Annotated in this window: 10 protein-coding genes; 9 read left to right on the top strand and 1 reads right to left on the bottom strand. The window is 69.6% G+C overall.

All coding sequences use genetic code 11. The annotated features are described in order from the left end of the window. The 5 genes from D7V77_RS35665 to D7V77_RS35645 all read left to right on the top strand — a co-directional run. Positions 1-1,316: hypothetical protein (locus D7V77_RS35665; protein ID WP_120580731.1), on the top strand; the 1,316-nt coding region annotated here is incomplete at its 5' end. After that, positions 1,313-1,963: a hypothetical protein gene (locus D7V77_RS35660; protein ID WP_233597439.1), complete on the top strand. Its 651-nt coding sequence runs from the start codon at positions 1,313-1,315 to the stop codon at positions 1,961-1,963. The genes D7V77_RS35665 and D7V77_RS35660, both read left to right, overlap by 4 nt. Next, the gene (locus D7V77_RS35655) at positions 1,960-3,198 is read left to right on the top strand and encodes a YncE family protein (RefSeq protein WP_120580729.1); all 1,239 of its coding nucleotides are present in this window, start codon (positions 1,960-1,962) and stop codon (positions 3,196-3,198) included. The genes D7V77_RS35660 and D7V77_RS35655 overlap by 4 nt, the downstream gene beginning before the upstream one ends. Next, complete coding sequence (locus tag D7V77_RS35650; RefSeq protein ID WP_120580728.1) at positions 3,195-3,914, top strand: c-type cytochrome; 720 nt, start codon at positions 3,195-3,197, stop codon at positions 3,912-3,914. The genes D7V77_RS35655 and D7V77_RS35650 overlap by 4 nt, the downstream gene beginning before the upstream one ends. 129 nt (positions 3,915-4,043) lie before the next feature. Then, positions 4,044-5,213 carry a serine/threonine-protein kinase gene (locus D7V77_RS35645; protein WP_120580727.1) on the top strand — a complete coding sequence of 390 codons (1,170 nt, stop codon included), beginning with the start codon at positions 4,044-4,046 and terminating at the stop codon, positions 5,211-5,213. 4 nt (positions 5,214-5,217) lie between these two features. Here the strand turns inward: D7V77_RS35645 and D7V77_RS35640 are convergent, their stop codons facing one another. Continuing rightward, positions 5,218-5,577, bottom strand: coding sequence for a helix-turn-helix transcriptional regulator (locus D7V77_RS35640; protein ID WP_120580726.1), 360 nt, complete (start codon positions 5,575-5,577; stop codon positions 5,218-5,220). Between the two features lie 197 nt (positions 5,578-5,774). Here D7V77_RS35640 and D7V77_RS35635 point away from each other — a divergent pair, with 197 nt between their 5' ends. The 4 genes from D7V77_RS35635 (at position 5,775) to D7V77_RS35620 (ending at position 11,660) form a co-directional block, all read left to right on the top strand. Beyond that, positions 5,775-7,622 (top strand): serine/threonine-protein kinase, encoded by a 1,848-nt coding sequence (locus tag D7V77_RS35635; protein ID WP_120580725.1) that lies wholly within the window; start codon positions 5,775-5,777, stop codon positions 7,620-7,622. A gap of 26 nt (positions 7,623-7,648) precedes the next feature. Next, on the top strand, positions 7,649-8,560 hold the full coding sequence (locus D7V77_RS35630) for a DUF2381 family protein (protein WP_120580724.1): 912 nt from the start codon (positions 7,649-7,651) through the stop codon (positions 8,558-8,560). Positions 8,561-8,668: 108 nt separating this feature from the next. After that, on the top strand, positions 8,669-9,103 hold the full coding sequence (locus D7V77_RS35625) for a hypothetical protein (RefSeq protein WP_120580723.1): 435 nt from the start codon (positions 8,669-8,671) through the stop codon (positions 9,101-9,103). A gap of 139 nt (positions 9,104-9,242) precedes the next feature. Beyond that, positions 9,243-11,660, top strand: a complete 2,418-nt coding sequence (locus D7V77_RS35620) for a PAS domain S-box protein (protein WP_158624552.1) — start codon at positions 9,243-9,245, stop codon at positions 11,658-11,660. Positions 11,661-11,852 lie beyond the last annotated feature (192 nt).

The following is an 11,852-nucleotide window of genomic DNA, read 5'->3' as shown; positions in this document are numbered from 1 at the left end:
CGGGGGGTTGGAGGGGGGCGGCGGTGGCCGGCCTCCTGGGCTCGGTGAGCTCGGGCGCCGCGTGGGCGCACGCGGGCCTGCCGGAGACGGCCAACGTCACGCTGCGGCGAGGCCACTCCGAGGACTTCTTCGTGGGGGCCACGTTTGGCGCGGTCATCTCGCGCGACAGTGGGCGGACGTGGCGCTGGGTGTGTCCGGATGCCATGGGGTATGGCGGCTGGCGCCCGGAGTCCTTCGTCTGGCGCGAGACAGGGCAAATCCTGGCGGCCACCGGCAACGCGCTGCTGTCCTCGAAGGACGGCGCGTGTTCGTGGTCGTCGCACCCGGCGTTCAAGGACACCTGGGTGACGGGGCTCGCGGCGCACCCCTCGGATGACGCGGTGCTGTATGTGGCCACGGGCCGCTCCACGTCGGCGACCAACGGGGTGTTCCGCTCGGAGGACGGCGGGGAGACGTGGCGGCCGTTGGGGCTCCAGCGCGCGGGGGTCCTCTTCTCCGCCGTGCGCGTGTCCACCGCGGACCCGCGCACGCTCTACGTGTCCGCGTCGGACACGGCGCGCATGTATCTGTTCCGCAGCGACGACGCGGGCGAGACGTGGGAGGAATTGCCGCAGGCCTTCCCGGACCTGGTGCGCCCGTTCGACTTCGTGGTGACGGCGACGGACCCGGTGGAGCCGCACCGCGTCTGGGCGCGCGTGTCCGCGCAGGGCTATACGCACATCCTGCACAGCACGGACGGCGGGCGCACCTTCACCGCGCGCACGGGCGCCGGCATCGACGACGTGTTCATCAACATGGACGTCTCCGCCGACGGCGGCACCGCGTGGGTGTCCACGTACAGCTCCTTCTTCCGCAGCCAGGAGGGCGGGGCCTTCTCCAAGCTGGTGCTGCCCACCGGCAACGCGTGCGTGACGCGCGTGGGAGACGTCATCTACGGCTGCGGCTCGCCGTGGCTCCATGACTGGTCGCTGGCGCGCAGCAGCGACGACGGCACCACGTGGGAGCCCCTCTTCAGCCTGGAGCAGATCCAAGGCAGCCATCAGTGCCCGGCGGGAACGCCCGTGCGCGAGCTGTGTCCGTCGCGCTGGCCCCAGCTCGCGGAGACGATTGGCGCGCCGCTCTACCCGGATGGCGTTCCGGACGCCGGCGTGCTGGATGCGGGAGTGCAGCCGGTGGAGGACGCGGGCACGCCCGCCGACCCGAAGCCGAAGCCGTCCTCCGGTTGTGCCGCCGCGCCCGCGGGCATGTTGCTTCCGCTGTTCCTGCTTCCCTTGCTTCCCTTGACGCGCCGCGGCCGTCGGCGCGAGGCCCCATGACCATGAAGCTGAAGACGTCCCTGCCCTGGAGTACCGCCGCCGTCGCGCTGCTCGCCCTGAGCGCGTGCAATGGCGACGACACCGAGCCCCAGGCCACCGAGTGCGAGGAGCCGCTGTACGCGGGCGGCGCCACGGACGAGGCGTGGCGCACGCTGGTGGATGCGAGGAACCAGCCCCAGGACAGTTCGCGCGCGGTGACGCTCACGTCGCCCGAGTCCCAGCAGGAGTACTGGACGGACCAATCCGCGCCGCTGTGGCAGTGGACGTCTCCGCTGCGCGCGTCGCTGGAACGCCCGGGCCGCACGTCCCCCCTGCTGGAGGCCCGTCCTCGCGAGTCGAAGCGCTCGGTGCTCGCGTGGCTGGGGAACCTGGTGCTGCCCACCGCCGAAGCCCACCTGCCGCCGTACACGGGCGACCTCTACTGGGTGAAGGTCCACGTCGCCGGGCGCGAGTGCCCCATCGTCCAGGTGTTGACGTCGGAGTTGCAGTGGCAACTGGATGACGGCTCTTGGCGGACGGTGAAGGACTCGGCGGGCAAGGCGCTGTCGGTGCAGGTGGTGAGCGCGTACCTGGTGCAGAACCGCATCACGGAGGGGCCGTACACGCTGGGGACTCCGGTGCCCTTCACCATGGGGATGGCCAGGTGAGGCGCGCCGCCTGGCTTTGCGTCCTGGCGCTGGGCGCTTGCACGGAGGCCGAACCGCCGGAGCCGGGCACGGACGTGCCCGAGCTGACGTACGCGGATCCAAACCCGTGGACGCGGGGCGGCTCGACGGTGCCGCCTCCGGGAGCTTCCGGGCGATTGCTGGTGACGAACAGCCTGGATGACTCCGTGAGCCTGCTGGACATGGACGGGCTGGGGACGCCGGGCTGGGGCGAGCTGGCGCGCGTGCCGGTGGGGCTCAACCCGGTGGAGTTGGAGGGACCGCACCACACGGCGGTATCGCCGGCTGGCGACTACTACTACGTGGGCATCTCCAACTACGTGCCCGGAGGCGGCTCGGGTCCGCATGGCGCGCATGGGACGGGGACGGCGGACGGCTACTGCCTGAAGCTGAGCGCGAAGGACAACCGGTTGGTGGCGTCCACGCGCGTGGACCGCAACCCGGGGGACGTCATCGTCAGCGCGGACGGGCGCACGCTGTACCAGACGCACTTCGACCTGTTGCGCATCGCGGACGTGGCGCGGAAGGGCGGGCCGGAGGAGGACATGGTCTCGCGCCTGGTCATCCTCGACGCGGAGACGATGACGGTGAAGGAGCGGGTGAAGGTGTGCCCCGCGCCGCACGCGGTGCGCCTGTCCGCGGATGAGCGCACGGCGTACGTGGCGTGCTGGTCGGACGAGGTCGCGGTGGTGGACCTGGCGGCGGCGGGCATGCCGGTGACGCGCGTGAAGGTGGCGGCGGGCTCGGGCACCGCGGTGAGTCCGCGCCATCAGCCATACGCGCTCACGGTGTCGCCCACGACGGGGGACGTGTGGGTCAGCTCGCTCGCGAGCAAGCAGGTGCAGGTGCTGGAGCCCGGGACGCGCGCGATGAACCCGGAGCGCACGGTGTACCTGCGCGGCTCGCCCATGTTCGGCGCGTTCACGCGGGACGGGCGCACGCTGTACATGCCCTATCAGCAGGAGGACGCGGTGGCGGTCATCGACGCGGCGACGTCCACGGTGCAGCGCACGGTGCAGTTGTCACAGGCGGGATGTCTCAACGTGCATCAGTTCATGCTGACGCCGGACGAGCGCCACGGATTGGCGGTCTGCGAAGGGGACCACATCGGCCCGGGCACGTTGCACGTCGTGGACCTGACGGAGGGCACGGTGCTGTCCACGGTGCGGATGGGCATCTTCCCGGACTCGGTGAGCCTGTTGCGGGGGCAGCCGTGAGGGGCCTGCGCGCGGGTGTGGCGGCGGTGCTCGCGGGGGTGCTGGCCGGGTGTGGGGGCGAAGAGGGGCCCCAGGCCGCGGCGGACTACGGAGAGGCGCTGTTCCAGGACGCGCGGCTGTCGTCGAGCGAGTACAACAAGTTCTCGTGCGCGACGTGCCACGTGACGACGGCGGAGGCGCCGGCGGGGCGCATCGACTCAGGGCACACGCTGTACAACGTGGCGGCGCGGCCGAGCTGGTGGGGCGGCGACGAGACGCAGCTGCTGGACGCGGTGAACTTCTGCTACGTGAACTTCATGCGCGGCGTGACGAAGCTGGGGGCGGAGGAGCCGCGCTCCCGCGCGCTGTATGAGTACCTGTCGCGGATCAGCCCGGACGCGCAGGCGCCCGCGCTGCCGTTCACGGTGGTGAAGGACATCCAGGACGTGCCCCGGGGCGACGCCACGCGAGGCGAAGCGGTGTACCGGGCGGCGTGCCAGAACTGCCACGGCGCGACGCACACGGGAGATGGACGGCTGACGGAGCTGGCGTCGGTGCTGCCGGAGGTGACTCGCGAATACGACCGGCTCTTCCCGGGCATCCCGCACGCGCAGGTCGTCATCGAGAAGGTGCGGCACGGTCCGTTCTTCGGCGTGGGAGGCAACATGCCGCTCTACAGCACGGAGGCCCTGTCCGACGCGGACCTGGGTGCGCTGCTCATGTATCTGGGACTTTGACGGGCCGCACTCCCAACCTCACCCAGACACAGTTATTGACCTTTAAAGTTCAAAATCATGGACTTTAAAAGTCAAATCCACTCAAGTTCCTGGGAGGCGCCGCGCTTTTCTTCCGCCTCCCGAGGAGCCATGCCCGACACGACGACCAACGACCTGGCGCGCACGGAAGCCTCGCCGCGTCGCAGGCAACTTCCGCCGACGCCGGACAGGCCCCAGCACCTCTTCACCATCGACGGCATCCGCTACGAAGCCGTCCGCGAGTTGGTGCGGATGCAGACGGGCGAGGTGCTGATGCTGGCGCAACGCTTCCCAGCGAGAGGGAACGAGTTGCCCGGCTTCTGCTTCGTCCGGAAGCTGGCGAACCCCTCCACGTACATTCAGCGCACGCGCTTGGGAGAGGAGCTTCAACTGGCGTTCCGCGTGCGCCACCCAGCCATCGCCCAGGTCTTCCACCGCAAGGTGCACCAGGGCGCGCTGCATGTCGTCATGGAGTCCGTGGACGGCCCCTCGCTGGAGACGCTGGTGAGCGCGGGCGTAGCGCGCGGACGACGCGTCTCCGAGTCCTTCGCCCTCTATGTCGGCGCGGAGATCGCGGAGGCGCTGCACCACGCGCACACCCTGACGGACACGGACGGCCAGTCGCTGGGCGTCATCCACCGCGACGTCAACCCCCGCCACGTCTACGTGGGGACACAGGGCGAGGTGAAGCTGACGAACTTCGGCGCGGCGTACTCGCTGGTGGTGGGACGCGAGGAGTCACCCGCAAACCTCGTGCGTGGAGATGTGGCCTACGCTTCGCCGGAATACCTGGGGCGGCAGCCGCTTTCGCCGCGCTCCGACGTCTTCAGCCTGGGCGTGCTGCTGGTGGAGCTCTTCACCGGCAAGCACCTCTTCGACGTGGAGGACGTGCCACGCCCGCCCAGGCGCCTGGCCTACCTCTATTCGGAAATCCTTCCCTCCCTGCCGCTGACACAGATGCAGGTGCTGCTGGCGAGCTTCGGTCCGAAGGACGTCGAGGAGGCCGTGGGCTCACTCTCCCCGGACGTGAAGGCGATGCTGCATGTCGCGCTGCGCGCCAACCCCGAGGAGCGGTTCGCCACGGCGGCGGACATGCGGGATGCCATGCGAATCGCCCTGGCAAGGCGGCACCCGGGCTATGGCCGCCAGGAGGCCGCGGTGGAGTGGGCCCGGGTACTGGCGGAGGGCAGCGGCCTTCGCGACGCGGTGGAGTTTGGCGAGAGTGGCCTCTTCCGCGAAGGGCTGGAGCCCCATGAACTGGAGGGCGTGAAGCGGGAGTAATCCGTCAGCGTGCCAGCGCCGAAGCGACGTGAAGAAGGGCGTCCAGCTTCTCTGCGTCCAACTTGCGCGCGAGGTGGAGAAGGCGCCGCAGCTCCGGGGCGTCCTCTTCCTTGGGCTGGGGCTTGTGGCCCTTGCGCACGTCACCTGTCGCGGTGAGGCCCAGGAGTTTCTCAGGGGAGACGCGCAGCTCCCGGCAGAGGCGGTAGAGGGAGGGGACGCTGGGAAGCATCTTCCCGCGCTCCAGACGGTTGTAGACGGGGTGTACCAGTCCAATGCGCTCCGCGACTTCGGCCTGAGTCAGGCCCAGGTGCTGGCGGGCCGCGCGAGCCTCCGTGCCGATGGTGATGCCGAGTTCTTCATTCATGGCGGGGCTCAGCGTAGCCCAGGGCGCGCAGGGATGAATGTTGGAGGTTGGAAGCGCTTGAGTGGACTCCACGAGTCCCCAGCTGGATGCGTCCCAAGGCGTTGGGCCTCCCGGGCTTCTCATGCCTTGGGTAGGGTGCGCGCCCCGCCGGGAGGCCGCCGCATGCGAGAAGGCTGGAAGTCCGAAAGAGGGCAGCCATGATTCGGGGGCCGCCTCCCGCCGTGCTGAATCCGGGGGCCCAGTTGCTGGGCTACACGGTGGAGCACCAGCTGGGGCAGGGAGGCTTCGGGACGGTGTACCTCGCGCGCTGCGAGGGCCAGCGCTTCGCCCTGAAGCTGCTGCACCTGCCGCGCGTGGGCGAGCGGGCGGAGCGCGAAGTCTCCATCCTCACCCGGCTGCGGCACCCCAACGTGGTGAGAATCCTGGGCCACGGCTACTGGCCGGTGGCCCAGCCTCAGTTCGCCGTCATCGTCATGGAGTACGTCGACGGGCGCCAACTGGACGAATGGGCTGACGCGGAGAATCCCACGGCGCGACAGGCGGCGCGCGTGCTGTTGGGCGTGGCGCGGGCGCTCGCCGCCGCCCATGCGGACGGGGTGGTGCACCGGGACGTGAAGGAGGCCAACATCATGGTGCGCGCCTCGGATGGCGTGGCCAAGCTGGTGGACTTCGGCATTGGCGACTACGCGGGCGCGCGTGACTTGACCGCGGACATCCTCCCGCCCGGGACGGTGGACTACCGCGCGCCGGAGGCATGGCGCTTCCTCAGGGCCCATCGCGAGGCGCCGGACGCCCGGTACACGGCGGGCCCGGCGGACGACTTGTGGGCGCTGGGCCTCGTCTTCTACCGGCTGCTGACGGCGCGCTTCCCCTTCGATGGCGAGGATGCCGCCAGCTTGACGGAGGCGATTCTCGGGAGCGCGCCCATGCCGCCGCACAAGGAGAATGAGCGCGTGCCCCGGGCGCTGGGCGACGTGTGCCTGCGGCTCTTGGAGAAGACGCCCGAGGCGCGCACGCCGAGCGCCCGGCAGCTTTGCGAGTCCCTGGAGGAGGCGCTGCGTGGCGCGGACGCGGCGTGGGACGTGCCGCTCTGCGACGCCTATGCCGAGGACTCCGCGACGACGGAGGGGGAGGACCTCGACAGCTTCGAGCAGTGGCGGAACGAACCCCGGCACCGTCCGCGCCGGGGCCAACGCCTTCCCCTGAAAGTGGCGCCAGTTGGGGACGCGAATGCCGCGGCGAACGTGTCGCCGCATCCCGCGACGACCGTACATGTTGCGCCTGTGAAGCGCGGAGCCTTCCGTGCCTGGATGGCGCTCGTCCTGGTGCTCGTCCTGGCAGGGGCGGCGTGGGGACTTGGGACGTCACGCATCGCGAGGCTGGCCCACACCCGTCAGGAAGTAGCGCCCCCTGGCAAGTCGCCTCAAGCTGGCCGCGCCGCTGCTCCAACCGGGCCGGAGGCCACCGCCGCGGCCGTCGCTCTCCCCGCGACGCTCCAGGAGGACTCAGCCACCGTGACGACGCGACCGGAAGACACCCTGCCCCCTCAGCTCCCCTCGAAGCCCGCGAAGAAGGGCATGAGTGTCATGACCCGCGCGGCGAGCACGGCGGCGGCTTGTGCGGCGCTCGCGTGCCCCGGGTCGCAGGTACGTCCGCCTCCGCCGCCAGAGCCGTGTCCGGTGGGGGCAGTGAAGGCCATGGAGAAGCTGAACATTCCCCTGGGCCGCAAAGCCTACGCGGTCTTCATCATCGACGATCCGAAGGTCATCTCCGTGCGGGAGGGGCCGACGGAATTGATCCTGGCTGGCCCTTGGAAGGACATGCCGAGCAACACGGTGCTGTCTGGCCGGCTCATCGTGAGGGATCGCGTGTATGGGCGCCTGACCTGGGCAACGACGCCGAAGGGCGACAGTTTTCCCGTGTGCATGGAGGTCCTCGCGGAGGACAGTGTCCGAGGCATGGCCCGAAAGCCTGGAGACGACTCACCCTCCAGTGCCCGTATCTTCACGAGCGCTCAAGTGAGAGCGGTGAGCGAGTTCGAGTAGCGGGATTCCCCGGGAGCCATCGCCGAGTGTCTTCTTCTTCTTTCGCCGTGCTCCTTGGACTCCTGCTCGCGAGTGGAGCGTCGGCCGACCCATCGGAAGCCGGTGCTTCCTTGCCGGGCGTGCGCCGGATCGAGTTGGCTCCCGATGACGCTTCCTCCACCCACGAAATCGCAATCAGCGCTCAGCTTTCGACAACGTTCCTCTTCGACTCCGACTTGAAGCGCGGCGAAGTCGAACTGGAGAGCCGGGACCGCTTTTCTCTCGTGGATGCAGGGCAGGCCACATTGCGGCTGGTGCCTTCAGCACGTTTGACTGCTGGAGAGAGGCTGCGTCTGTTCGTGCGCTTCCGGGATGGGGCTGCGCCAGCAAGCGCCTCATTCCTTCTTCGAGTGCATCCCGCGACGGCGGAACCTCTCATTGAGGTCTATCGCGGCATGCGGACAATCGAGACGTACCAGCAAGAAATCCGGGAGGTTCGTGCGGGGTTGATGCGCTGCCAGGGCGAAGTCGTACGACTGGTGGCCGAACAGAATGCTCCGGGCGGGCTGGCAGGTCTCGTCTTCTCCGGCGCGCTGGACGAGCATGGATTGACCGGACGACTCGTGACCGAGGCTGTCGCTCGTGCGGCTGGAAACGCGCTTAAGGCAACCTCCGTCAAGAGTTATCGGTCCGCGACGGGGGTTGCTGTCGAGATCAATTTGACGGTGATGGCGGGCGCTCCTCCATGGGTCGCGAAGGGGGCAACGCTTCGAGGCAAGACCGGGGCGGAGTTGAAGGTGCTTCGGCTCTGGCAGCAACGGCCCATCCCGACAGGTGAGTTCGGGCTCGTCGTGGTGGAGGCCGACGCTTCAACGGCGGCCCAGGGAGCCTTCTCCCTGAAGCTGTGGGAGGAAGACGGGCCGCGTACGATCACACTCGACAACGTGATGTTCCCATAGGGAGCCCACTGGTGATTCCTCGCCGCCCCTGACGGCGGGTGCCACCGCCACATCTCCCGCTGGCGACTGGGGCGCGTTCAAGGCCTTCGAGGGAAAGGACTGGCTGCCATGCCGCTGCGTGGATTGCGCGCGCTCGGACTCGGGCTCCTGGGTCTTGGGCTGAGTGGGTGCGGCCTGCTCGGCTACCACAAGCTCCCTGTGGCTCCTCGTGCGCCTGAAGAAGAAGCGGCTCGGGTTCACTTCCCGGAGTCCTTCGACAATGCCACCCATCTTTCAGGGCCCATGCTGGAGGCCCTGAGCCTGGCACTGAACGACTTCCTTCCACCGGGTCGGAAGGTCCAGACCAATGCACGCGATCCGCGCATCGCGGAGTGTCTGTCACGCCGCGACACCTACGAGACGCGTGTGCTCCGCTCCGAGGAGGGATTGTTCTTCATCTCCTTCATTCCGGATCTGTCGCGCTGCGGCCTGGATGCGGAGATCCTGGATGGAGGCGCGGTCTATTGCGTGGATGCGCAGGGCCGCATCGTCACCGTGCGCTGAAGCCGCCTGACCGCTGCGCAGGCAAGGAGGCAGGGGCCGAACATCCCGCCCCTGCCCATGCGAGCCCGGCCGCCGCACCTCAAGAACATTCATGTCTTCGTCGGGTCCACAGGAGCACGGCCCTTCATCCGAAGAGCCCATGCCCACGAGGGGCCGGTCCCCTGCGTCCCTGGCCGAGCTGCTGAACACCGAACGCGAGGCGCTCCTGGAGGACTGGTGCGCCCGGGTGTCTCCCCTCTTCACCACCCTGCGCCTGTCACAAGAGCAGCTCGTTGACGCCCTGCCCGCCCTGCTCGATGAGCTCCACACCGCGCTCGTGGACGCGGAGGAGGACGCGGACGGCCTCCCCCCGCTCCACCACAGCGAGGCCGCTGGAGCACACGGCCGGCAGCGCCTGCGCCTGGGCGCGGACGTGTCCCTCGTCACGCGCGAATACGCCCTCCTGCGCGACTGCATCCTGTCGCGCGCCGAGCGCGCCGACGTGGACGTGCCGCTGCATCAACTGCGCGTGCTTGGCGCCAGCATCGACAACGCGCTGGCCCAGGCCGTCATCCCGTTCGCGTTCGACAGCGCCGAGCGTCGCCACATCGAGGTCGAGGAGCGCGAGCGCTTCTTCCAGCTGTCCCCGGACATGTTCTGCGTCGCGGGCCTGGACGGGTACTTCAAGCGCGTGAACACGTACTTCGTCAGCGTGCTCGGGTGGAGCGAAGCGGAGCTCTACCAGCACCCCTTCATGGACCTCATCCACCCCGATGACCGGGCGTCCACCCAGGAGGAGATGCGCAAGCTGGCCCACGGCATCCCCACCCTGCGCTTCCAGAACCGCTTCCGCACCCGCGACGGCCGCTACCGGTGGCTCGCGTGGGCCTCCCGCCCCGCGCCCGAGCTGGGCCTCATCTACGCCGCCGCGCGCGACATCACCGAACAGAAGACCGTGGCCCAGGAACGCGAACAACTGCTGGAGGTCGTGCGCGACAGCGAGGCCCGCTTCCGCAACATGGCGGACCACGCCCCCGTCATGCTCTGGGTGACGGACGTGCAAGGCGCCACGACGTACATGAACCGGGGCTGGTACGCCTTCACCGGCCAGACCGAGGCCACGGGCCTGGGCTTCGGCTGGTTCGACGCCATCCACCCCGACGACCTGGAGCGCACCCAGCGGACCTTCACGGAGTCCAACGCCGCCCGCCAGCCCTTCCGCCTGGACTACCGCCTGCGCGGCACGGACGGACACTACCGGTGGGCCGTGGACACCGGCTCGCCCCGCTTCGACGCGGACGGACACTTCCTGGGCTACATCGGCAGCGTCATCGACATCTCCGACCGCAAGCAGGCGGAGGTGGAACGCGAGGCCCTGCTCGCCCGCGAGAGCGCCGCCCGCCGCGAGGCCGAAGAGGCCAACCAGCTCAAGGACGAGTTCCTCGCCACCATCAGCCATGAGCTGCGCACGCCCCTCACGGCCATCCTCGGCTGGGTGCAACTCCTGCGCACCGGCACCCTGCCCGCCCCCCGCCAGGAGCGCGCGCTGGAGACCATCGAGCGCAACGCGCGCGCGCAGGGACAGCTCATCGAGGACCTGCTCGACGTCAGCCGCATCGTGTCCGGCAAGCTCAAACTGGACGTGTCGCCCGTGGACCTGTCCGCGGTGGTGCAGCAGGCGCTCGAGTCCGTGCAGCCAGCGGCGGACGCGCGCCGCATCGAGGTAAGGGCCACGGTGGACACCACCAGCAGCGTCATGGGCGATCCGCACCGGCTCCAGCAGGTGGTGTGGAACCTGCTGTCCAACGCGGTGAAGTTCACGCCCAAGGGCGGCCACGTGCGGCTGGTGGTGGCGCGGCGCGACTCCATCGTGGAGCTCACCGTGGAGGACACCGGCCAGGGCATCTCCGAGGCCTTCCTCCCCCACGTCTTCGAGCGCTTCCGCCAGGCCGACGGCGGCAGCACGCGCAAGACGGGTGGGCTGGGACTGGGGCTGGCCATCGTTCGGCACATCGTGGAGATGCACGGCGGCACCGTCTCCGCCGCCAGCGACGGCGAGGGACGGGGCGCCACCTTCACCGTGCGGCTGCCCCTGTCCGTCACGCAGCGGCGCGACCCCGCCATGCCGCCGTCGCCGAAACCTCCCGCGGCGGAGCGGATGCCCTCGCCCCCGCCGGAGCTGGGCGGCGTGCGGGTGCTCGTGGTGGATGACGAGGAGGACGCGCGCGAGCTGCTGAGCACGCTCCTGGAGGACAGCGGCGCCCGGGTGGTGACCGCGGGCTCCGCGCTGGAGGGACTCCAGGTGCTCCAGGCGGAGCATCCGGACGTGCTCGTCTCCGACATCGGCATGCCGGTCACGGACGGCTACGGCTTCATCGAGCGCGTGCGCGCGCTGTCCGCCGAGAAGGGCGGCCACACCCCGGCGGTGGCCATCACCGCCTATGCCCGCTCGGAGGACCGCACCCGCGTGCTGCGCGCCGGCTTCCAGAGCCACGTGCCCAAGCCGGTGGAGCCCGGGGAGCTGCTCGCCGTCATCGCCTCGCTCGCGGACCGGTACCCCGCGCTTCCGAAGGCGTGACGGCCGTCCCCCGTGGAACGCCCGCCGCTGACGAACGCGACCTCGCGGCCCAGGCCGGTCCGACTGGAGGTCTGCGCGGAATAGGGGTGAAGGCTGACTGGCTACTGAGCCTCAAGGGAGGCAGGGGCCTCCAGCACGAAGTAGACGCAAAAAAGCCGGCTGCGTGTCAGCAGCCGGCGGATGTTGTGGGCC

Source organism: Corallococcus sp. CA041A, from assembly GCF_003612075.1.
GTDB lineage: Bacteria > Myxococcota > Myxococcia > Myxococcales > Myxococcaceae > Corallococcus > Corallococcus exiguus.
Note: the sequence above shows the minus strand (reverse complement) of the source record. Positions and strands in the feature narration are given on the sequence as shown.